The organism is Micromonospora sp. DT44 (assembly GCF_049841635.1).
Lineage (GTDB): Bacteria > Actinomycetota > Actinomycetes > Mycobacteriales > Micromonosporaceae > Micromonospora.
On record NZ_JBNCKS010000016.1, the window covers coordinates 55,423 to 76,912 of the forward strand.

Annotated in this window: 18 protein-coding genes; 6 read left to right on the forward strand and 12 right to left on the reverse strand. The window is 72.5% G+C overall.

Going from position 1 to position 21,490, the window contains the following annotated elements:
- Positions 1 to 18: 18 nt before the first annotated feature.
- The 10 genes from ACLQ25_RS11890 to ACLQ25_RS11935 form a co-directional block, all read right to left on the reverse strand.
- A complete protein-coding gene (locus ACLQ25_RS11890) occupies positions 19 to 1,047 on the reverse strand; it encodes a methyltransferase (RefSeq protein ID WP_425730935.1) in 1,029 nt (342 codons plus the stop codon).
- A gap of 267 nt (positions 1,048 to 1,314) precedes the next feature.
- Entirely contained in the window at positions 1,315 to 2,088 is a 774-nt protein-coding gene (locus tag ACLQ25_RS11895; RefSeq protein ID WP_425730936.1) for an SDR family NAD(P)-dependent oxidoreductase, read from the reverse strand.
- Positions 2,089 to 2,134: 46 nt separating this feature from the next.
- Entirely contained in the window at positions 2,135 to 3,637 is a 1,503-nt protein-coding gene (locus ACLQ25_RS11900) for an FAD-dependent monooxygenase (RefSeq protein ID WP_425730937.1), read from the reverse strand.
- A gap of 46 nt (positions 3,638 to 3,683) precedes the next feature.
- Positions 3,684 to 5,285 carry an FAD-dependent monooxygenase gene (locus ACLQ25_RS11905; protein WP_425730938.1) on the reverse strand — a complete coding sequence of 534 codons (1,602 nt, stop codon included), beginning with the start codon at positions 5,283 to 5,285 and terminating at the stop codon, positions 3,684 to 3,686.
- An 87-nt stretch (positions 5,286 to 5,372) separates the two neighbouring features.
- Positions 5,373 to 6,335 (reverse strand): GNAT family N-acetyltransferase, encoded by a 963-nt coding sequence (locus tag ACLQ25_RS11910; protein WP_425730939.1) that lies wholly within the window; start codon positions 6,333 to 6,335, stop codon positions 5,373 to 5,375.
- Positions 6,336 to 6,424: 89 nt separating this feature from the next.
- Positions 6,425 to 7,894, reverse strand: coding sequence for a peptide MFS transporter (locus ACLQ25_RS11915; RefSeq protein WP_425730940.1), 1,470 nt, complete (start codon positions 7,892 to 7,894; stop codon positions 6,425 to 6,427).
- Positions 7,891 to 8,109 carry a hypothetical protein gene (locus ACLQ25_RS11920; RefSeq protein WP_425730941.1) on the reverse strand — a complete coding sequence of 73 codons (219 nt, stop codon included), beginning with the start codon at positions 8,107 to 8,109 and terminating at the stop codon, positions 7,891 to 7,893. Before ACLQ25_RS11920 ends, ACLQ25_RS11915 begins: the two co-directional genes overlap by 4 nt.
- 3 nt (positions 8,110 to 8,112) lie before the next feature.
- The gene (locus ACLQ25_RS11925; protein WP_425730942.1) at positions 8,113 to 9,573 is read right to left on the reverse strand and encodes an FAD-binding oxidoreductase; all 1,461 of its coding nucleotides are present in this window, start codon (positions 9,571 to 9,573) and stop codon (positions 8,113 to 8,115) included.
- Between the two features lie 37 nt (positions 9,574 to 9,610).
- Positions 9,611 to 10,027 carry a hypothetical protein gene (locus tag ACLQ25_RS11930; protein WP_425730943.1) on the reverse strand — a complete coding sequence of 139 codons (417 nt, stop codon included), beginning with the start codon at positions 10,025 to 10,027 and terminating at the stop codon, positions 9,611 to 9,613.
- 160 nt (positions 10,028 to 10,187) lie between these two features.
- On the reverse strand, positions 10,188 to 11,165 hold the full coding sequence (locus ACLQ25_RS11935; protein WP_425730944.1) for a quinone oxidoreductase family protein: 978 nt from the start codon (positions 11,163 to 11,165) through the stop codon (positions 10,188 to 10,190).
- A 173-nt stretch (positions 11,166 to 11,338) separates the two neighbouring features.
- Here ACLQ25_RS11935 and ACLQ25_RS11940 point away from each other — a divergent pair, with 173 nt between their 5' ends.
- The 4 genes from ACLQ25_RS11940 to ACLQ25_RS11955 all read left to right on the forward strand — a co-directional run bounded on the left by ACLQ25_RS11940 (position 11,339) and on the right by ACLQ25_RS11955 (position 16,142).
- Positions 11,339 to 11,830 carry a MarR family winged helix-turn-helix transcriptional regulator gene (locus ACLQ25_RS11940; protein ID WP_425730945.1) on the forward strand — a complete coding sequence of 164 codons (492 nt, stop codon included), beginning with the start codon at positions 11,339 to 11,341 and terminating at the stop codon, positions 11,828 to 11,830.
- 66 nt (positions 11,831 to 11,896) lie between these two features.
- On the forward strand, positions 11,897 to 12,397 hold the full coding sequence (locus ACLQ25_RS11945) for a MarR family winged helix-turn-helix transcriptional regulator (RefSeq protein WP_425730946.1): 501 nt from the start codon (positions 11,897 to 11,899) through the stop codon (positions 12,395 to 12,397).
- 20 nt (positions 12,398 to 12,417) lie between these two features.
- On the forward strand, positions 12,418 to 14,151 hold the full coding sequence (locus tag ACLQ25_RS11950) for an ABC transporter ATP-binding protein (protein WP_425730947.1): 1,734 nt from the start codon (positions 12,418 to 12,420) through the stop codon (positions 14,149 to 14,151).
- Entirely contained in the window at positions 14,151 to 16,142 is a 1,992-nt protein-coding gene (locus ACLQ25_RS11955) for an ABC transporter ATP-binding protein (protein WP_425730948.1), read from the forward strand. The genes ACLQ25_RS11950 and ACLQ25_RS11955 overlap by 1 nt, the downstream gene beginning before the upstream one ends.
- Positions 16,143 to 16,203: 61 nt before the next feature.
- On the opposite strand, the gene ACLQ25_RS11960 is transcribed toward ACLQ25_RS11955, so the two are convergent.
- Entirely contained in the window at positions 16,204 to 17,127 is a 924-nt protein-coding gene (locus tag ACLQ25_RS11960) for an ester cyclase (RefSeq protein ID WP_425730949.1), read from the reverse strand.
- Between the two features lie 97 nt (positions 17,128 to 17,224).
- Positions 17,225 to 17,833, reverse strand: coding sequence for a hypothetical protein (locus ACLQ25_RS11965; RefSeq protein ID WP_425730950.1), 609 nt, complete (start codon positions 17,831 to 17,833; stop codon positions 17,225 to 17,227).
- A gap of 228 nt (positions 17,834 to 18,061) precedes the next feature.
- Between ACLQ25_RS11965 and ACLQ25_RS11970 the strand changes: the two genes are divergently transcribed.
- Positions 18,062 to 19,645 carry a class I adenylate-forming enzyme family protein gene (locus tag ACLQ25_RS11970; protein ID WP_425730951.1) on the forward strand — a complete coding sequence of 528 codons (1,584 nt, stop codon included), beginning with the start codon at positions 18,062 to 18,064 and terminating at the stop codon, positions 19,643 to 19,645.
- Positions 19,642 to 21,486 carry an amino acid adenylation domain-containing protein gene (locus ACLQ25_RS11975; RefSeq protein WP_425730952.1) on the forward strand — a complete coding sequence of 615 codons (1,845 nt, stop codon included), beginning with the start codon at positions 19,642 to 19,644 and terminating at the stop codon, positions 21,484 to 21,486. The genes ACLQ25_RS11970 and ACLQ25_RS11975 overlap by 4 nt, the downstream gene beginning before the upstream one ends.
- The last annotated feature ends 4 nt before the right edge of the window (positions 21,487 to 21,490 follow it).

Here is a 21,490-nt window from a genome sequence, read left to right on the forward strand (position 1 = left end):
CTTCCGGTACGGGCCGGTTCAGCGGCGGCCGACGACCAGGGTGTGAGTGGTCAGGAGCGGCTGGTCGGTGAGGTCGGTGAACCCGGCGGCGCGCAGCCAGTCGCGGCAGTCGGCCAACCGGTACTCGCCGCCGGTCGGGCTCACCAGGCGCATGTGCAGGCTGCTGAGCAGCCGGTCCGGATCACGGCGGGCGTCGTCGATCATGCGGTCGTAGACCAGCACCGCACCGCCGGGACGGACCGCGCGGTGGACGCGGCGGAGCAGTTCCCGGGACCGCTCCGCGTCGAACCCGTGCAGGATGTGACCCAGGACCACCACGTCGGCCGAGGGAATCGGGTCGGCGAAGAAGTCCCCGTCGACGAAGCGGATCCGCTCCGCCAGCCCCAGCCGCGCGACGTGCTCGTCGAACAGCGGCCGGGTCCGGGGAAGGTCGAAGCAGACGGCGTCGAGGTGCGGGTGGGTGGTGGCGAGGACCGCCGCGAGGTTCCCGCGGGCGCCGCCGAGGTCGACGAACGAGCGGTAGCGCGACCAGTCGACGGCGTTCGCCAGCTCCGCGCCCATCCGGTTGCTGAACGCGTCGAGCCCGGACAGGAACCGCTTCATCTTCGCCGGGTCCTTGTGTTTGTCGCCGACGAAGCCGCCCTTGTCCGGATCCAGGTGCTGGGCCTCGCCGCTGCGTAACGCCTCGGTCAGCCGGCTCCACGTGCCGTACAACGTCTCATTGGTCAGGTCGAGGAAGCCGCCCAGGTAGCCGTCCCGGTCCCGGACCAGGTACGCGTCCGCGAGCGGCGTGTTGCGGTAGTGCTCGTGCTGCCGATCGAGCAGCCCGAGACCGACGAGCGCGTCGAGGAAGTCCGCGGCCAGCCGGGGGTGCAGGCCGGCCCGCCGGGCCAGCTCCGCCCCGGTGGCGGGCTGCTGCGCCAGCGCGGTGAACACGTCCAGCCGTACCGCGCTGTGCAGCACTTTCGCCGCGCAGTCGGCGATCGCCAGTTTGATGAGGGGGCCGGGGCTCACGTCGGTCCGGGCCACCGAATCCGTTGTCGTCACGCCATCTCCTCCCAGCGGCCCGCGTACGCCGGCCGGATGTCGAGCGTCGCGTGCTGGCCTGGAGGGCCGCTGGAGCCGTGCTGGACCTCGGCCCGACGGGGGCGGACACCACAGCGGCCGGTCGGCTGGAGGGCCGACCGGCCGCCGCATCGGTCATCCGCGTGCACCACGGGGGTAGGTGCGGGCGGGGACCTCCGGTGAAGTCACGGAAGATGCTTGTATGTTATCACACATACAATCCGTTCGCGTCGTCGTCGCGGCCGGATCTCAGGTGCCCCCGGTGACCCGCACGGTCTCCCCGGTCACGTTGCCGTTCGCCGCGGAGCCCAGGAACACCACCACGCCCGCGACATCCTCCGGTGTGGACATCCGGCCCGACGGCAGCGACCGGGCTTTCTGCTCCAACGCCGGCGGTGGCATGTGCCGGCGCACGTTCTCGGTCAGGGTCTGGCCCGGAACCACCATGTTCACCAGGATCCCGTCCGGGCCCAGCTCCCAGGCGAGGCTACGGACCAGGCCGAAGACGCCCAGTTTGCCGGCGCCGTACGGACCCGCTCCCGCCATGCCCACATCCGCCAAGCCGGCGCCGAGCGTGACGATGCGACCCCAGGGGCGGCCACGCATCGACGGCAGCACCGCCTGGACGGTGTGGTGGACCGCCTCGACCGTCGACCGCAGCACCTCCCGCCACTCCTCGACCGGGACGTCCTCGAACGGCCGGCGCTCGCGACCCGGCCGGGGAATGGCATCGCCCCACGAGATGGCGTTGGCGACGAGCACGTCGACGCCGCCCCACTCCGCCACCACCCGGTCGACCGCTGCCCGGATCACCTCCGGGTCGGCGAGGTCGTACCGGACCACCAATGGTTTGCCACCGGCCGCCGCCACCTGGGCGGCCGTCTCCTCCGCACCGGACGCGTTCGTGTGGTACGTCAGCGCGACGCGCGCGCCCTCCTCGGCGTAGGCGCGCGCCGTCGCCCGCCCGATGCCCGAGCTGGCGCCGGTCACCAGCACCACCTTGTCGCCTAGATCGGTTCGCATGCCAGGAATCCGTTCTCGAAGGGCCGGCATCCACCGGCCAGCAAGGTCACTTGTCGCCGAACCAGCGCCGCAGCGCCGCCGCCAGCTCCGCCCGGACCCGGTCCGGGTCCGCGTTCCGGTCCGCCGCCCAGGCGGTGTAACCGTCCGGGCGGATGAGCTGGCCGGCCAGGTCCGGCTCCTCCTTGCTGGTCGCCACCACGTGACGCACGCGGCCCGCCGCGCCGGGGCAGTCGGCCAGGGCGTCGCGTACGCCAGGGTTGTCGGCCAGGTCGAGCAGGACGCCGACGCCGGCGCGGAGCAGCTCCGCGGTCCTGGTCTCGCCGTCGTCGGTGCGCAGGACGAGGTCCCGGCCGAATCCGCCGACCAGGGGGTGGGCGCCCTCGCCACCGAGGCCGTACCGCACCGCGACGCCGGACAGCATCTCCGCGATGACCCGGTTCGCGTCGTCGATCCGCATCAGGTTCTCCACGAGCTCCCGCAGTGGCGTCACGTCCGGATCGGGGTTCATCAGGGCGATCTGGCCGCGGGTGTTCTGCAGCACCTGGTGGGCAGGCGGGCGACGCTCGGCGTCGTACGTGTCGAGCAGGCCCGCCGGCGCCCACCCCGCGATCTCCGCCCCCAGCTTCCACCCCAGGTTGAAGGCGTCCTGAAGGCCCAGGTTCAACCCCTGACCGCCGACCGGGAAGTGGATGTGCGCGGCGTCGCCGGCGAGGAGGACGCGGCCTTCGCGGTACCGGTCCGCCTGCCGGGCCGAGTCGGTGAACCAGGAGAGCCACCGGGCGTCGTGGGCGCCGAGGTCGGTGCCCCAGATCCGTCGCATGCTCGCGGTCAACTCGTCGAGCGTCAGCGGCTCGTCCGCCGCCTTGTCCGGCGGGTTGAAGTCGAAGGTGGCCACCCGGTGGTACCGGTCGTCGAGGGGTACGCAGAACAGCAGCCCGTGATCGGTCCGCTCCATGCCCATCGGGGCGGTGTCCCGGTCGGCCAGGCGGACGTCGCCGAGCCGCGCGGTCACCCGCCCGCCCGTGCCCGGGAAACCGATCCCGGCGGCCTTGCGCACACCGCTCGCGCCGCCGTCGCAGCCGACCGCGTAGCGGCACCGCAGAACGGATCCGCCGTCCGGGCCGTCGACCGACACGGTGACACCGTCGGCGTCCTGGGTCAGCCCGGTCACCGTCCGGCCGCGACGGATGTCCGCGCCAGCCTCGACCGCGTGCGCCTCCAGCAGTTCCTCGGTACGCGCCTGCTCGCTCAGCAGGGCGTACCCGTGGCTGCTGTCGAGCAGGCTGAAGTCCACCCACACGTCCAGCCCGGCGAAGTGGCCGTTGTTCCAGGTGCGCGCCCCGTCGCGGAACCGTTCGACCAGACCGCGGCGGTCCAGGGACTCCAGCGAGCGGGCGTGCAGGCCGAACGCCTTGGAGTGGGGCGACCGCTCGGGCAGCCGTTCCAGCAGGATCACCCCGGCGCCGGCCAACCGCAGTTCGGCGGCGAGCATCGTGCCCACCGGCCCTCCTCCGACGACGACCACGTCCGTGTCGTAGTTCTCAGTCACGCCAAGCCTCTCGTTCTCCGATGACATACAGGTCGAGGTGCGGACGTCAGCGGGCGAGGACCCGGCGCAGGGCCGCCGTCACCCGATCCGCCCCGGTCCCGGCGGGTCCCGGCTGCGATCCGTCCGAGCGCCAGGCGACGAAGCCGTCCGGACGCACCAGGACCGCGCCGTCGTCCGCGAGCGCGTACGCCGCGCCGAAGGCGCCCTCGGCGTCGTGCAGGATGTCGGGTCCGGACGCGACGCCCGCCGGAACGACCCGGTGTGCGGCCAGCCGAACGCCGAGGCCTGCGGCGGCGGTCGAGGCGGCCGTGCACCAGTCAGCGCCGCCGGCTCCGGCCAACAGCGTGAACCCGTTGCCGAACAGGTCCAGGGTGGACGTCGTCCGGCCGCCGTGGACCAGCACCACGTGCGGCGCACGGGTGCCGGTCTCCGCATGCCGCGTGCCGGGGTCGGCCACCCGATCGTCGGGAGCGCCGTACCGGTAGCCCATGGTGACCGCCTGGGCGTCCAGAACCGCCTTCTGCTCGGCCTCGGTGGCCGTGCGGGAGCGGACGGCGAGCTGCAACGACCCCTGCGCGGCGGCGAGTTCGCCTACCGGCCTGCGTTCCGCGTCGTACGTCTCCACGAGCGCGGGCCGGGCCGTCCCGGCCAGTACGGCGGCGAGCTTCCAGGCCAGGTTGTGCGCGTCGGCGATGCCGGTGTTCGCGCCGTACCCGCCGGTGGGTGGGATGACGTGTGCCGCGTCGCCGGCCAGGAGCACCCGACCGTCGACGTAACGATTCGCCGTCTGCTGGGCCATGTCCCACGGGAACCGGGACCGGATCTCGACCGGCAGGCCCGGCACGCCGATCGCCGCCCGCACCAGGTCCGTGCACCGCCGATCGGTGAAGTCGTCGAGGCTCTCGCCCCGCGCCGGGTCGTACTCGACGATCAGCGTGCCCATCCGGAGCGTGTCGTCGTGTACCAGGATGCCGCGCACCTCCGGGTTCTGGACGTGCACGACGCTGAACCGCCGACCGCGCAGCGCCGCCGCCATGTCGGCCGTGAAGGCGATGCTCACGTGCCGCGACAGCACCCCGCGACCGCTGCGCGGCACGCCGAGGGCCTCGCGGACGGCACTGCGCGGGCCGTCGGCCGCCACCAGGTGGTCGGCGCGCACCCGGTGTCGTACGCCGGTGGCGACCTCCACCACCTCCGCGGTCACGCCGTCGTCGTCGGCCGCGAACGACACCATTTCGGCGCCGAACCGCAGGTCCGCGCCGAGCTGCTCGGCACGCGCCCGCAGCAGGGGCTCCAGCCGGTCCTGCGTGAGCAGCAGCAGGCGGCACGGCGTGACCCCGGCAAGTTCGTCGTCGCCGTCCATCTCCTCGTGACTGAACAGCTCGTCGCCCGCCAGCGACACCAGGCCCGCCCGGGTGCGGTGGGTGGCGAAGCCGGACGCCGCCTTCAGCACCGTCTCCTCCAGGCCGACGCCGCGCAGCAGCTCCACCGTGCGCGGGTAGTAGCCCACCGCCCGGGGATGCACCGAGGTGCCCGGGTGACGCTCGACCAGCAGGCACCTCACCCCGTGATGGGCGAGGAACAACGCGCTGGACAGGCCCACGAGGCTGCCCCCGACCACCAACACCGGCACCCGGCTCTCGTTCATCGACGGTCTCCCCTTCTCGGTACGGCACAGGAATGCTCGGACGCGGCGGTCGTCGGACGCTGGAGTTCCGCTCGATCGACCGGCGCGCTACGTCGCCACCCGGTAGGTGGACCACTGCTGGTCGACCCGGAAGCCGAGCCGGCGGTTCAGCGCGCGGATCGCGTCGTTGTCCGTCGCGTTCCACGCCTGCAGCAACGCGACGTGCTGGTTCTCGCTCCGGGCCCAGTCGATGAGCGAGGTCTTCAGCACGGTCCCCAGGCCACGCCGGCGGTGCTCGGGCAGCACCATAATCTGCCCCGAGTCGGCCATCGGGCTGTCCCGGACAAAGAGGGTGCTGTAGCCGAGGAGGCCGGCGCCGGCCAGGTCCACGACGGCCACCGCGTACTGGCGGTGCCCGCTGCCGAGAGCCTGCCGCTCGGCGACGCGGACGTCGGCGGCGGTGACCCCGGCCGCGCCGGCCTGGCCGTTGACCGCGGCGTCGGTGCGGGCCCAGACGCGCGCGTACTGCTCGACCAGGTCGTCCGGGCAACGGTCGGTCCACCGCACCAGGCGTACCCCGAGGGCGGCCGGGTCGGCGGCCAAGGCGTCTTCTGCGGTCCAGTCGGTCAGCCTGAGCCGGCTGCGGAGGTTCGTCGCCACCCGCCGGCCGCCCACCGCGGCGGCGAACGCCTCCGCCGCGGGCGTGTGGGGGGCGTCGACGAGCAGGATGTCGCGGCCCCGCCCGCGCAACTCCTCCCGGACCGCGGCGACCAGCGCGCGGCCGACACCCCGGCGGCGGTACGCGGGAAACACCCACAGGGAGCCGTGCGCCCGGTCGAGGTCGGCACCCAGGTCCAGGCCGAGTTTCGCGTACCCGGCCGGAACGCCGTCGGAGTCGACGGCGGCGAGGATCAACCGGTCGGCGCCGCGACGCCGCTGGAGCAGCCGGGACAGCAGCGCCGCCGACACCGGCGGGTCGTCGGGAAGGTCCTGCCGCATCGTCTCCCGGAAGCCGGGCAGGAGGAGGTCGATGGTCGCCGGGTCGTCCCCGTCGAGGCTATGGATCTGCATGCCGCTCATTGAGGCACGGTCGGCGTCCGGGACGCACCCGCCGTCGAGCGGCTCTCGAGCGGGCCCCGAGCGGGCCCACCGTACCCGGCTCACGCCGCCGCACCTCCCACCCGGATCAGCCGGTCGACCCAGGGCGACACGGCCGCGAGCAGGACGCCGACGGCCATCACCGCCGCGCCGCAGGACAGGAAGTAGAGCGGCAGCGGGAGCACGTCGGTGAGTCGGTACAGCTGGTTGCCCAACACCACTCCGAAGGCCGCGAACAGCCCGTACAGGCCGAGGAACTGCCCCCGGCGGCCGGGTGGCGCGAGCTGTACGGCCAGGGCGAGACCGACCGGCCCGACCACGATCTCCCCGCCGGCCTGGAGCAGGTAGGCACCCACCAGCCACCACGGCGACACCGCGCCACGCCCGGCCGCCGCCATCAGCACGAAGCTGCCCCCGGCCAGCGCCAGGGCGACGGCGAATCCCGACGCCCGGGGCGGCCGGTTCCGCCGGCCCCACCACCAGGCCGACAGGGGAGCCAGCAGCAGGACGAACAGCGGATGCAGCGCCTGGAACCAGGCGGCCGGCAGCAGCCGTCCGGCCACCTCGCGGTCGACGTCGTCGCGGGCGAAGACGCCGAGGACGGAGGCGTCCTGAGCGAAGATCATCCAGAAGCAGGACGAGGCGGCGAGCAGGACCACCAGGCCGGTGGTGCGCCCCCGGTCGGGTCCAATGAGCCGCTCCCCGCGCAGCAGGTACGCCACGAACGTCACGGGTGCGGCGAGCGTCGCCAGCCCCAGCGGAACCAGCACCTGCTGGGCGGTCACCAGCCCGTTCGCGGCGAGCAGGGCCACCGTCACGACGACCGCGACCGTGCCGGCGCCGTACCGGGCGGAGCGCCGGCGGTCGGCCGGAGCCGACGGACCCGGCGGTCGCGCCGTGCCGCCGCGCGTGCCGACCGCGAACCAGACCAGGCCGATGACCATGCCGGCGCCGGCGACCGCGAACCCGGCGTGCCAGCCGACCCGTTCGGCGACGGTTCCGACCACCAGCGGAGCCAGCAGCGCGCTCACCTGGATCGCCAGATAGAAGAGGGAGAACGTCGCCTGCGTGTTCGCCCGCCCGCGGCGGGTCAGCGCGGCGAGCGCCGCGGTGGCCGGCTTCACCAGGCCCGTGCCACCGGCCACGCAGAGCAGCCCCAGGTAGGTCGCCGCGGTGGCCGGCACCGCCAGCGTCAGGTGCCCGGCCGCGACGAGCGCGCCGCCGGCGATCGCGGCCCGCCGGGGTCCGAGGAGCCGGTCGGTCAGCCACCCGCCGGGCAGGCCGGCAAGAAAACCCAGCGACATGTACGCGCCAAACACCGCCGTCGCGTCCACCGCCGGCAGTCCGGCGCCGCCCTCGGCGACTGGCGCGACGAGATAGAGCACGAGAATCGTGGCCAGCCCGAAGAAACTGAACCGTTCCCACAGGTCGAGGGCGAACACAGCGGCGAACTGCCGATCCCGCGGCCCCCTGTCCCCGGTGGCCGCGATGGCGCCCGCGTCGCGTTCCGCCGTCACCCCCGCCGTGCTCACGACCGGCCGTCCCCGGGCGCGGAGCCGGCCGTACCGAACGACCGCAACAGCCGCCGCACCTCCGGCAGTTGGGCCCACAACGCGCGCTCGAGCTCGTCGTCGGCCCGCCAGGTGAGGCCCGGCGCCGGCAGGCCGAGGTGATACGAGCCGACCGCGATCATCCCCTCGGCCAGCCTCCGGCCGACGGCCCTCCAGCTCCACCGTCGTCCCGTCACGGCTCACACCCCCACGCTCTGTGGGTGCCGGAAGACGTTGTCGGGGTCGTAACGACGCTTCACCTCCACCAGCCGGGGATGGTTCTCCCCAAAGAACGCCGTTCGCCAGTCCGGCTCCGGGCGGGTGCTGGGAAAGTTGACGTACGAACCGCAGGCCATCGGGGCGAGGGCGGCTGCCGCCCGGTCGTTCCACGCCTGCCCCGCCGCGACCTGGTCGCGGTCGGGGTGGGGCGCGCGGATGGCGTACTGGTAGCCGGCGAGGAATCGGGCTTCGCGGTGCACGTAGGCGGTTTCGGTCCGGGACATCCGGTTGGCCTGCCCGCCCAGGGCGATGAAGAGCAGGTACCGCTCCTGGTTCAGCCCGGAATCCCAGGCGGCCAGCACCGTCGCCGCCTCGTCGCCGGTCATGGCCCGGTCGGTGAGTCGGTAGGTCCGCAGCGTCATCGGGTGGCGGTGGCCCTTGGCCTCCGGCCCGGTGCCGGTCCGGTGGCACTGCGCCACCGTGGCCTCGCCGCAGAGGCTCCGATGCATCGCGTCGGAGTACGGCTCCGGATCCCCGACCGCGCTGGTGAGTGGTCGGGCGCCCGCCCGGTGGGCGAGGCTCGCGAGCCCCCGCTCCACGTCGGCGCGAGCCCCGAGGTGGACCCCCCAGATCCGGACGGTCGGCGCGTCACCGGGGCGGAACGCCGGCAGCACCACCAGGGAGGAACCCAGCTCGTCCGGGCCGTCCACACACCACTGCTGCCAGGCGGCGACCAGCTCGGCGCCGCGGTCCAGGCTCCAGACGGTGTCGTAGCGGACGAGCAGCGGAGCGTCCACCGGGCGGATCTCGAAGCCCACCACGATCCCGAAGGTGCCGCCGCCACCGCCGCGCAGCGCCCAGTACAGGTCGGGCGACTCGTCGGCGGAGCAGTGCACCACCCGCCCGTCCGCGAGCACAACCGTGGCGGCGACCAGACGGTCGCTCCCGACCCCGAACCGCCGGGTCTGCCAGCCCAGCCCGCCGCCGGTGAGGAAGCCGCCGGCCGCCACGGTCGGGAACGTCCCGGTGACGATCTGCCGTCCCAGGGGCCGCAGCGCGTCGAGCGCGTCGACGGACCGCGTACCCGGCCCGAGCGACACACGATCCGGGCCAACGGACACCGCGTTCATCCGGGACAGGTCGACGACCAGCGCCTCCCCGGTCGACCAGCCGTTGTGGCTGTGCCCCCCGCTGCGGGTCCGCAGCGGAATCTCGTGTTCCAGGGCGAAGCGCAGGCAGGTGCGGACGTCGTCCACGGAGGAGCAGTACGCGACCGCGAGCGGTGCGATCTGGTCGAACTCCATCTGCTGCAACTGCCGCGCCGCCTGGTACGCCGGGTCGGCGGGCAGCACCAGGTCGCCGCCGAGCCGGCCGCTCAACGCGTGCCACCTGGCCGGCCGGACGGCGGGCAGAACACTCGTGCCGCGTGCTGGTTCTGGCATCGTCACTCCTGACGGGTCGGTCCGGGCGTCCTGCGCGTCAGTTCTCGACACCGAACTTGACGGCCGTGACCCGGGACCCGTCGTGGCTCCGCAGCGGCCGGCCCTGCGGATCGTGGAAGGTGGCGCCACCGGAGCCGGTCCACCCGGTCGCCGAGTCGAACGTGCCGGAGACCCGGATGTGCGCGGTGCCCTTGAACCCGCCGGCCTCGTCGGCGGCGAGGATGTGCGCGTTGTAGGCGAAGGTGTCGGGACCGGTGGCGACCCAGTTGCCGAGTCCGATGTTCTTCGCGTTCAGCTGAGTGAGGATGACCCCGCCGTCGGCGGCGAAGGAGGACAGTCCGACGACCGGGGTGCCGTCGTTGTCCAGCTCGGTGGTCCACGTCCCCACCAGCCGGTCCGCGACATCGCGTGTGACGGTCGGCTCGATCAGGGTTTGCTGCGTGTTCTCGGTCATGGTCGTCCCCTCGATGGATGGCCGTCCCGTCACCCTCGCCGCCCACCCTCAAGGCCCGCTCGAGACCACCTGGAGACCCGTTGGTCCTCGGAACGACGCGAAGCGCCGGTCGCGCCCGGAGGGCGACGACCGGCGCCGTCGATCAGGGGTGGCGGGCTCCTCAGGGGATGAGCACGACCTTTCCGAGCTGCGTACGGGCCTCCATCAGCTCGTGCGCCTTGACCACCTCGTCGAGGGGCAGCCGCGTGTGCACGATCGGACGGACCCGGCCGGAGGTGACCATGTCGAGCAGGTCCCGCTGGCCGGCGGCGATCGCCTCGGGCCGGTTGTAGATCATCGCGTAGAGCGCGAAGCCGGCGACCGTCTTCATCCGGCTCAGCGTCAGCGGGTGGATCGGCTGGACGTTGCCGCTCGCCGAGCCGTAGAAGACCAGCCGGCCGAACTGGGCGGTGAGCTGGACGCTCTTGGTCAGGATGTCGCCGCCGACCGTCTCCAGGACGACGTCCGCGCCGCGGCCGTCGGTGGCCGCGAGCACCTGCTGGTCCCAGTCGTCGTCGGTGTAGTTGATGGTGACGTCGGCGCCGAGGTCGCGGACGAAGTCGAGCTTCGCCTGGGTGCTGGCGGTGGCGATGACCTTGCCCGCGCCCATCGCCTTGGCGATCTGCACGGCGAGGTGTCCGACACCGCCGGACGCCGCGTCGATCAGGATCGTCTCACCGGGCTTGAGCTGCCCCGACTCCTTGATCGCGTGGTATGCGGTCTGCGCCGGACTAGGCAGCAGGGTGGCCTCGGCGGCGTCCAGTTCCGCCGGGATCCGGATCAGCCAGGACGCGTCCACGACGACGTGGTCCGCGTACGCGCCGTGATGGACGTCCACCACGACCCGGTCGCCGATCCGGGCGTTGGTGACACCCTCGCCGAGCGCCTCGACGACGCCGGCGACGTCACCGCCCGGGCTGCCCGGAAGGTCGGCGTGACCGCCGATGCGGATGCCCTGCCGCCGCTGGACCTCCGCGAACGTGACACCGATGGCTTCGGCCCGGATCAGCACCTCACCCGGGCCGGGCCGGGGCGTGTCCGTCTCTTCGATCCGAAGCACCGAGGGCCCCCCGTGCTCGTGGTGGCGGACGATGCGCATGATTTCTCCCCTACTGGAGGCGATGGGCGCACGCCGGACGGCGTCGCCAGCTCCGGACTACGATCCAACATATGCATGTAGTCATGCATTCATTGGACAGCTTACACACGTCACCGGGCGATGCGGTACGGTCGGGTCCGATCTTTCCGTCGCCGCTCACCGAGGAATCGCGCATGGAAACTGGCCCGCAGCAGGATGAGACACAGGCGTCCGGCCTGCTCGACGCGGTGGGGCCAGCCTTCTCCCGGCTCCGCAGGGGAGCCGCGCTCAACGCCGAGAAGCCGATCGCCCGCAAGGACCTCAGCCGCAGCCTCGTGCTGGGCGTCACCGAGGAGGGCTCGACCCGGGAGGGTGGAGAGGTCACGGTCGGAGTGATCGCCGAGCGCCTGGGCATCGACCCGTCCGCCGCCAGCCGGCTGGTGTCGGACTGCATCAGCGAGGGATACCTGCTCCGAACCGCCTCCCAGGTCGACGGGCGGCGAACCATCCTCCAGCTCACCGCCGCCGGCCGGGAGATGCTCACCGACTTCCGGCACCACCAGCGATCGGCTTACGAGCACATCACGCGGGACTGGCCGGACCACGACCGTCTGGAGTTCGCCCGGCTGCTCATCAAGTACGTGGACAGCCTGGCCCGACTCCAGACGCGTCCCGACGAGCACTGACCCCGCGCAGCGACTCCACCAGGAAGCGCACTTGACGAATTTAGTTCGAGGCCCAACAATCAGGCCATGAACAACCGCGACCTGCCCGTGCCCGGCCGTCCCGTGCCGTTGTCCGAGCAGTCCGTCGGCCAGCTGTTCGCCACCGCGGCCAGGCTGTCGGGCAGCATGTGGGTGCGGCTGCTCAACGAACGCCTCGGCATCGGCTGGACCGCGTTCAACGTTCTCCTGCACCTCGGATCCGAGGACGGCCGGACGGCCAAGGAGATCGCCCAGGCGTCGATGGTGACCCCATCCACCCTGACCGGCGTGGTGGACACCCTGGAGCGCGACGGCCTGATCGAGCGCCGCCGCTCCGACACCGACCGCAGAGTCATCCGCCTGCACCTCACCGACGCCGGTCGGCAACGCCTGTCCCTCTCGGCGACCAAGCTCTCCGCCGAGTTCGACCAACTCTTCGACCACGTCGTGCCGACGGATGAGGCGATCATCCGCCGCTTCCTGCTGACCGTCGTCGACCGCTTCTCGACGGAACTCGGTCTGCCGGGCGCCCAGCCCGACGTGCACTAGCCACTCCGACTGGAGTCACCATGCTGATGCGGCTACTGCGCATCCACCTACCCGCGTACCGCCAAGCCGTCGCGCTCGTGCTGCTGCTCCAACTGGCGCAGACCGCCGCGACCCTCTACCTGCCCACGCTCTACGCCGACGTGATCAATCGCGGGGTCGTTCCCGGCGACACCGCCTACATCATGCGTACCGGCGGCATCATGCTCGGCGTGTCGGCCCTGCAGATCGTCGGCTCGCTCATCGCCGTCCACCTCGGCGCCCGGGTCGCCGCACAGGTGGGCCGGGACGTCCGGGAGAGCGTCTTCAACCGGGTGCTCACCTTCTCCGCCCGGGAGATGGGCCGGTTCGGCGCCCCGTCACTGATCACCCGCAGCACGAACGACGTCCAGCAGGTCCAGATGCTCGTGCTGATGGCCCTCACCCTGATCGTCGTCGCGCCCATCACCTGCCTCGGCGGCATCATCCTCGCCCTACGCCAGGACGTGCCCAGCTCGCTCGTGCTGCTCGTCGCGGTGCCCACGCTCGGGGTCGGCGTCGCGGCGATCCTCAGCCGACTGAGCCCGCAGTTCCGGCTCATGCAGCAGCTGATCGACCGGATGACGAAGGTTCTGCGGGAGCAGATCAACGGCGTCCGGGTGATCCGGGCCTTCGTACGCGACGAGGCCGAACAGGCCCGCTTCACCGCCATCAACACCGACATCTCGGCGGTCTCACTACGCGTCGGCCGCCTGATGGCACTGATGTACCCGACCGTGCTGCTGGTGATGAACGGCTCGTCCGTGGCGGTGTTGTGGCTGGGCGCCCACCGGGTCGCCGACGGCAGTCTCGGGGTCGGCTCCCTGACCGCGTTCCTCACCTACCTGGTCCAGATCCTGATGGCCGTCATGTCCGCGACGTTCATGCTGATGATGGTGCCCAGGGCCGAGGTGTGCGCCGAGCGCATCCTCGAGGTGCTCGACACCCGCTCGCAGGTCGAGCCGCCGGCCGAGCCGGTGACGGCTCCTCCACTCCGGGCCGACCTGGAGCTGCGCGCGGTCGAGTTCCGCTACCCCGGCGCCGAGCAACCGGTGCTCGGGGGCGTGGACCTGCAGGCCGGCCCCGGCCGGACCACGGCCATCGTGGGCAGCACCGGCAGCGGCAAGACCACCCTGCTGAACCTCGTCCCGCGTCTCGTCGACGTCACCGCGGGCAGCGTCCGGATCGGCGGGCACGACGTCCGGACGCTCGACCGGGGTTTGCTGTCCACGTTGGTGGGTCTGGTGCCGCAGCGGCCCTACCTCTTCGCCGGCACCATCGCCAGCAACCTGCGCTACGGCCGGCCGGACGCCACCGACGAGGACCTGTGGCAGGCCCTCGACATCGCACAGGCCCGCGAGTTCGTGGAGCGGATGCCCGGCGGCCTCGACGCCGAGATCGCCCAGGGCGGCACGAACGTCTCCGGAGGGCAGCGTCAACGCCTCGCCATCGCCCGCACCCTGGTGCAGCGACCGCGGGTGTACCTCTTCGACGACTCGTTCTCCGCCCTCGACTACGCCACCGACAAGGCACTGCGGGCGGCACTGTCCGAGGTGACCACGGACGCGACGGTCGTCATCGTCGCCCAGCGCATCAGCACCATCCGTGACGCCGACCGGATCGTGGTGCTCGACGACGGTCGCGTCGTCGGCTCCGGAGGCCACCGGGAGCTGATGCGGACCTGCTCCACGTACCGGGAGATCGTGCTCTCCCAGCAGACCGAGATGGAGGCCGCCTGATGGCCGGCACCGACACCAGGCCCGCACACCCGGTGACCCAGGGCCGTCACCCGCAGGGCAGGCCCGCCGGCGGATCCGCGCCCGGCCGGGGTGGGCAGCGCGGCGGCCGGGCCACCCCCGACGACTTCTTCGGCACCGCCCGGCGGCTGCTCGGCATGCTGTTGCCCGAACGCTGGCTGATGGCCGGTTCGCTGGTCGTCTGCACGGTCAGCGTCACCCTGTCGGTCATCGGGCCCAAGGTGCTCGGGCACGCCACCGACCTGATCTTCGCCGGTTTCGTCGCGGGTCGGCTGCCCGCCGGCCAGACCACGGCGGAGGCGGCGGAGCTGCTACGCGCACGCGGCCAGCGGGCCCAGGCCGACGCGATCAGCGCCGCACACGCGGTGCCCGGTCAGGGCGTCGAGTTCGCCCGCATCCGCGACGTGCTTCTCCTCGCAGCCGCCGTCTACCTGGTGGCCGCCCTGCTCATCCTCGTGCAGGGCCGGCTTACCGCCGTCGTGGTGCAGCGGGCCGGTCACCGGCTGCGCGACCGGGCCGAGACGAAGCTCGCCCGGCTGCCGCTCGCCTACTTCGACCGGCACCCGCACGGCGAGGTGCTCAGCCGGGTGACCAACGACATCGACAACGTCAACCAGAGTCTCCAGCAGACGTTCAGCCAGATCGTCAACTCCGTGATCACGGTGATCGGCGTCCTCGTCGTCATGTGCGTCATCTCCCCGCTGCTCGCCGTGATCGCCCTGGTCTCGCTGCCCGCCTCCATCTACCTCGCCGCCGTCGTGGGCCGGCGCGCCCAGGCGCACTTCCGCAGCCAGTGGGCGGTCACCGGACGGCTCAACGGACACATCGAGGACATGTACACCGGCCACGCGTTGGTCACCGTGTTCGGTCGGCAGCGGGAGGCGGCGGAGACGTTCCGGCGGCACAACGACGCGTTGACCAGTTCCAGCTTCCGGGCACAGTTCGTCTCCGGTGCGATCCAGCCGGTGATGCTGTTCGTCGGGAACCTCAACTACGTCCTGGTCGCGGTCGTTGGCGCGTTGCGCGTCTCCGCCGGGGCGCTCTCCATCGGCGACGTCCAGGCATTCATGCAGTACTCGCGCCAGTTCAGCGCGCCGCTCGGGCAGATGTCGAGCATGGCGAACGTGATCCAGTCGGGGATCGCCTCCGCCGAACGCGTCTTCGCCCTCCTCGACGAGCCGGAGCAGGCGCCCGACCCGACCCCGCCGCTCCGCCCGCAACGCGTCCGTGGCCGGGTCGAGTTCGAGGAGGTCTCGTTCAGCTACACCCCGGACGCCCCATTGATCGAGCGGTTGACGCTGCCGGTCGATCCCGGGCAGTCCATCGCCATCGTCGGTCCGACCGGCGCCGGCAAGACGACGCTGGTCAATCTCCTGATGCGCTTCTACGAGGTGGACCAGGGCCGGATCCTGCTCGATGGCGTGGACATCGCCCGGATGCGGCGCGACGAGCTGCGGTCCCACATCGGCATGGTCCTGCAGGAGTCCACGCTCCTCGGCGGCACGATCGCGCAGAACATCGCCTACGGCGCGCCGGGAGCGTCCCGCGAGCAGATCGTCGAGGCCGCCCGCGCGACCCACGTCGACCGGTTCGTCCGGACGCTGCCGCAGGGGTACGACACCGTGCTGGACGAGGAGAACGGGACGGTCAGCGTCGGCGAACGGCAGCTCATCACCATCGCCCGGGCATTCCTCGCCGACCGCTCCATCCTCGTCCTCGACGAGGCCACCAGTTCGGTGGACACCCGTACCGAGGTGCTCATCCAGAAGGCCATGCACTCGCTGCGGCAGGGACGGACCAGCTTCGTCATCGCCCACCGCCTGTCGACGATCCGCGACGCCGACATCATCCTGGTGATGGACGGCGGCCGCATCGTCGAGCGCGGGTCGCACGACGAGCTGCTCGACGCGGGCGGGACGTACGCCCGCCTGTACGCCGCCCAGTTCGCGGAGACGCCGTCCCCCGTCGACTGATCCGCCGTCGCCCGACGGGCGGCCCCCGGCGGGGGCCGCCCGTCGGCGGGTGGTGCCGTGGTCATCCGCCGGCGGGCCGCCGGACGGTCATGCCGACGTTCTCCAGGCCGGAGTAGTCGACGACCTCCCAGTGCTCGGCGACCCGGCCCGACACCATCCGGAACACGTCCGAGGTGTACATCAGCAGCCGCTTGCCGGTCGGCTGCCGGCCCCGTGACAGTCCGGTGAAATGGCCGCGCCAGGTCGCGAACACCATCACGCGGTCGCCCACGGCCAGGATGTGGTCGACCGTCGCGGTCAGGTCGGGAAACGCGGCGAAGTTGCCGGCGAAGTAGGCGCGGAACGCCTCGACGCCGTTGGGCACCGCCGGCACCTGCGCGTTGTGGTGGCGGTAGTCGTCCTCGTAGTAGGTGTCGGCGCGGTCCAGCCGGTGCTCGGTGAGCACCTCGCGGTAGGCCGCGAGGATCTGCGCCGCGTTGGCGCGCTCCACCGGGGTGTGCGGCCCGGACAGGCCCGGTCGCGGTGGCCCTGGTTCACGCATCGGCCGCACGCCGAACATCCGCAGGATCGAATAGTCGACCACGGCGGCGTGCTCCACGACCCGCCCGTCCGCTCCGAGGCGGAACAACTCGCTGGTGTGCAGCTCCAGCGGCCGCCCGTCGGCGGGACGCCCGGCGAACTCACCGTGCTGCCGACCGCGCCAGGTCAGGAAGGCCATCACCCGGTCGTGGTCGGCAACCAACGTCTCGACCGTCACGCTCAGGTCGGGAAAGCCGGTAACCAGGTCGCGCCAGAACGCCCGGCGGCCGTCGGGCACCGGGGCCAGCCGCGGATCGTGGTCCGGGCCGGCAGGGTCGTAGTAGGCGTCGAGCCGATCGAGGCGGTGACCATTGTGGATCTCCGCGACGAGCCCGCGCACCGCCTGCTCCGACGATTCCGATCTCCGATTGCGCCGGGCCGGGTCGATGTCGTGCTGCGTTGTCATGGTGCCTCGTACCTCCCGGGTCGTTGACGAAACGACAGCGGTGCCCGCCGGCCGTCGGGCCGGCGGGCACCGGTGGCTGAGATCCGCGCCGCTCAGCTCACCGGTCGGCAGGTCCCGGTGAGCAGACGCCGGAATCGTGCGGCGCGACCGGCGCGACCGGCGCGTCCGCGCCGACGTTGCCGATCAGGGTGCCCGCGTCGACGTCCACCCGGCCGGCGTAGAGCGCCGTCAGCTGCGAGATTGTGTCGTCCTGGTCGAGCGCCACGCCGACCAGGACGCCGTCGAACTTCGCCGCGCCCTCCGTCTCAAGCTGGACGAGCGTGGCCCGCACCTTCACCCGCCCGGACGTCGGATCCTTGATCACCACGTCACCCGTCGAGCGGCCGATCCCGGTCCGCACCGAGAAGATCACCGACGTCCGCATGGTGAGCGCGCCGGAGAGGCGCGGATCCGGGCTGACCGCCTGCCCGGCCAGGTCAACCTTGATCTGGATGATGCCCGGCGAGTCGGCGCACCGGGTGGCCGTCGGCGCTGCGGTCCGGCTCGCCCGCAACTCGATCTGCGCCGCGTCGAGTGTGACCGGCGCGGGGGCCGGTGTCGCGGTCGTCCGGATCCCGGCGTGTGCCGGCACCGCGCCGGCGAGAGCCTGGTCGATGACGAGGGCGGCGACGAGAGCGGCGACGAGGGCCGCACGGAGACGATGCATGGCGAAGTCCTTCCCAGACATGGCCGAGCCGGCACCCGCCGACATCCGCGCGGCATCCCCGCGGGGTGCCCCACAGTGGCGCACCCCGCTCGAGCCCGACTCGAAACCGCCGCCGCCGGGGAGGCCAGCGGTAATCGAGCGAACGTCGAGGCCGGATCCGCATGCTCGCTGCGAGCCGCCGAGGCGCGGCACCGCAGAGAGTCACCAGCCCGATAGGAGTCGGCGACAGTGCCCGAACCCGACGCGGATCTCGACCTACCCCGTTCAGCGGAGCACTACGTCACCCGGATAGTCGACGTCGTCCGCCGCCGTGCCGACGCGCCCGTCCTGCGGTGGCGGGACCAGGCCCTCTCCGGGACGTCGTTCGCGGCCTCCGTGCACGCCACCGCGGTGGCCCTACGCGACCTCGGGACCGGACCCGGCGCCATGGTCGGGATCCTGATCGGTGGCAACCGGCCGGCGACGTTGACCACCCGGTACGCGGCCCATCTCCTCGGCGCGTCGGTGGTCCACGTCAGCGGCGTCACGCCCGGCACCAGCGGCCCCGGCCTGTCCCCCGAGGCGCAGGCCCGGATGCTGCGCGAGACGAACGCGTCCGTGCTGGTGTCGGACGGGGAGCACGCCGAAAACTCGGCCCGGCTCGGTGCGGCGCGGCCCGGGCTGCGTCTCCTGACCGTTCCCGACGTCCCGACGCCGACCGGTGACGCCCCGGCACCCGCCGTCGCACCGGGGCGGCCGCGGACGGTGAACGTGACCTACACCAGCGGCAGCACCGGCCAGCCGAAGGGGGTGTGCATGCCCTTCGAGGGATGGAACGCCACCGTCCTCTGGGCGGCCTCCGCCGTCCCGACCGACGCCGCGATCACCTTCCTCGCGGTGAGTCCGCTCAGCCACTCCGTCGGCCTGGTCGTCGACATCATGCTCGCGGCCGGCGGGACGGTGCTGCTCCACGACGGCTTCGACGCCGGCACCGTGCTGCGGGAGATCGCGCGGCACCGGGTCACCGGCACCATGATCGGCGTACCGAATCTCTATGCCCTACTCGACCACCCGGACCTGCCGCACACCGACCTGACGTCGCTGCGGCAGTTGTTGTACGTGGGCTGCCCCGCGTCACCGGCCCGACTCGCCCGGGCGCTGCCGTTCCTGGGTCACGCGCTCACGCAGAACTACGGCACCACCGAGGCCGGCCGGATCACGGTCCTGAGTCCGGCGGATCACCACCGGCCGGACCTCCTCGACACCGTCGGGCGGCCGAGCCCCGACGTGGCGATCCGGATCTGCGACCCGGAGTCCGCCCAGGTGCTCGGTCCCGGCGAGCTGGGCGAGGTCTGCGTGCGCTCCACCAACATGATGACCGGCTACCTGGACGATCCGGACCTCACCGCGCAGGTCCTCCGGGACGGCTGGCTGCGCACCGGTGACCTGGGACGACTGGACGCCGACGGCTACCTGCGGCTGTCCGGCCGGATCGGTGACGTGATCAAGGCCGGGGACGTCAAGGTCTACCCGGCTGAGGTGGAGCACGTCCTCACCAACCACCCGGACGTGGTGGACGCCTGCGTCTACGCGTACCGCGACGACAACGGCCTCGAGCAGGTCCACGCCGCCGTGGTACCGCGCGCGGGCGACACCTGGGACGCCGACGCCCTCCGCCGGCACGTGGCCACGGCGATGACCGCGAAGCACGCGCCGGTGGTGTTCGTGCGCTGCGACCGGCTCCCCGTCGCCGCTTCGGGCAAGGTCGACCGCCGGCAGGTGCGCCGGCTCGGCCTCCTTCACCCTCGATCAGGAAGTGAGCAACCGTCATGACCCCTGACACCGAACTCCGCCGCGGTCTCACCGACGACCCACTCGCCCGCCTCGCCCTGCGCCCGGACGAGCCGGAACCCGCCGGACGGGACGGGACGCCGGCGCCAACGGAGACGCTGGCGACCGTCTTCGAACGACAGGCGCGCCGGCGGCCCGGCGGCACCGCGCTCGTCCTCCCGGACGCGCTCCTCACCTATGCCGAGGTCGACCGCCGCGCCAACCGCCTCGCCCGGCTGCTCGTCGGCCTCGGCGCCGGCCCCGAGCGGCTGGTCGCGCTCGCCCTGCCCCGTTCCGCCGACATGGTCGTCGCGATGCTGGCGGTCACCAAGGCTGGCGCCGCGTTCCTCCCGGTGGACCCGGACTACCCGGCCGACCGCATCGCGTTCATGATCCGGGACGCCGGTCCGAGCCTGGTGTGCGGCACCTCGGCGGCGGCGACTCGGCTGCCCACCGGGCCACAGCTCGTCATGCTGGACGACCCGGACACCACGGCCACGCTGAACGACCTGCCCGGGACCGGCCTCGCCGACGCCTTCGCTCCACCGTCCCCCGCCGGTCTGGCCTACGTCATCTACACCTCGGGCTCGACCGGCACACCGAAGGGCGTGGCGGTCACCCACGGCGGCGTGGGGACGTTGGCGGCGGCGAACAGCGAGCGCATGGCCGTCGGCGAGGAGAGCCGCGTCCTGCAGTTCTCGTCGCCCAGCTTCGACGCGATCGTGTTCGAGTTGCTCGCCACGTTCGCGGCCGGGGCCGCGCTGGTGATCCCGCCACCGGGCACGCTGGCCGGCGAGGCGCTGGCCACGGTCGTCACCGAACACCGGGTCACCCACGCCGTCCTTCCGCCGGTGGCCGCGGGCAGCGTGTCCCCGAGCGGCCTGCCCGGACTGCGTAGCCTGCTCGTGGCGGGTGAGGCCTGCTCGGGTGACCTGGTGGCCCGGTGGTCCCCCGGCCGTCGCATGATCAATGCCTACGGGCCGACCGAAACGACCGTCTGCGCCACCATGACCGGACCGCTGTCCGGAGCGGTGGCTCCGCCGATCGGCCACCCCATCCCCGGTGCCACCGTGCACGTCCTGGACGACGCGCTCCGCCCGGTCGCCCCGGGAACGCCGGGTGAGCTGTACGTCAGCGGCGCCCTGCTGGCCCGCGGTTACCTGCGGCGACCCGCGCTGACCGCCGAGCGGTTCGTGGCGGACCCGTTCGCCGCCGACGGCTCGAGGATGTACCGGACCGGCGACCTGGTCTCCCGGAAGCCGGACGGCGACCTGGTGTTCCACGGCCGGGTCGACGACCAGGTGAAGGTGCGCGGCTTCCGGGTCGAGCTAGGTGAGATCGAAGCGGTGCTGGCCGGGCATCCGGCGGTGGACCGGGCCGTCGCCGTGGTGCGCGAGGACCAGCCGGGCGCCCAGCAGATCGTGGCGTACGTGATCACGAACGACCACGCGGCGCCGGCGGCCGCCGAGCTCCGGGAGTTCGCCGGCCGCTTCCTCCCCGACCACATGGTCCCCACCGCGTACGCCGTGGTCGACTCGTTCCCGGTGACGCCGAACGGCAAGCTCGACCGCCGGGCGCTGCCCGCGCCGGATCGCGGTCCGGCCTCCGGACGCGAGCCGAGCACGCCGGCCGAGGAGGCGTTCCGCACGATCTTCGCCGACATTCTGCAGGTCCCGCAGGTGCCCGTGGAAGGGAACTTCTTCGAGCTGGGCGGCAACAGCCTGCTCGCCATTCCGGTCATCCAGAAGGCCCGGGAGTTCGGCCTGGCGATCACCCCGAGGCAACTCATCGAGAACCCGACCATCGAGAAGCTGGCGGCGGTCGCCCGCCCCCTCGGCCAGTAGGAGG

Excerpts from the sequence above, each read along its gene's own strand:
- ACLQ25_RS11975 (WP_425730952.1), top strand. The coding sequence starts at position 19,642 with ATGACCCCTGACACCGAACTCCGCCGCGGTCTCACCGACGACCCACTC.
- ACLQ25_RS11960 (WP_425730949.1), bottom strand. The coding sequence starts at position 17,127 with ATGACAACGCAGCACGACATCGACCCGGCCCGGCGCAATCGGAGATCG.
- ACLQ25_RS11895 (WP_425730936.1), bottom strand. The coding sequence starts at position 2,088 with ATGCGAACCGATCTAGGCGACAAGGTGGTGCTGGTGACCGGCGCCAGC.
- ACLQ25_RS11940 (WP_425730945.1), top strand. The coding sequence starts at position 11,339 with ATGGAAACTGGCCCGCAGCAGGATGAGACACAGGCGTCCGGCCTGCTC.
- ACLQ25_RS11950 (WP_425730947.1), top strand. The coding sequence starts at position 12,418 with ATGCTGATGCGGCTACTGCGCATCCACCTACCCGCGTACCGCCAAGCC.
- ACLQ25_RS11930 (WP_425730943.1), bottom strand. The coding sequence starts at position 10,027 with ATGACCGAGAACACGCAGCAAACCCTGATCGAGCCGACCGTCACACGC.
- ACLQ25_RS11965 (WP_425730950.1), bottom strand. The coding sequence starts at position 17,833 with ATGCATCGTCTCCGTGCGGCCCTCGTCGCCGCTCTCGTCGCCGCCCTC.
- ACLQ25_RS11925 (WP_425730942.1), bottom strand. The coding sequence starts at position 9,573 with ATGCCAGAACCAGCACGCGGCACGAGTGTTCTGCCCGCCGTCCGGCCG.
- ACLQ25_RS11935 (WP_425730944.1), bottom strand. The coding sequence starts at position 11,165 with ATGCGCATCGTCCGCCACCACGAGCACGGGGGGCCCTCGGTGCTTCGG.
- ACLQ25_RS11945 (WP_425730946.1), top strand. The coding sequence starts at position 11,897 with ATGAACAACCGCGACCTGCCCGTGCCCGGCCGTCCCGTGCCGTTGTCC.
- ACLQ25_RS11910 (WP_425730939.1), bottom strand. The coding sequence starts at position 6,335 with ATGCAGATCCATAGCCTCGACGGGGACGACCCGGCGACCATCGACCTC.
- ACLQ25_RS11955 (WP_425730948.1), top strand. The coding sequence starts at position 14,151 with ATGGCCGGCACCGACACCAGGCCCGCACACCCGGTGACCCAGGGCCGT.
- ACLQ25_RS11905 (WP_425730938.1), bottom strand. The coding sequence starts at position 5,285 with ATGAACGAGAGCCGGGTGCCGGTGTTGGTGGTCGGGGGCAGCCTCGTG.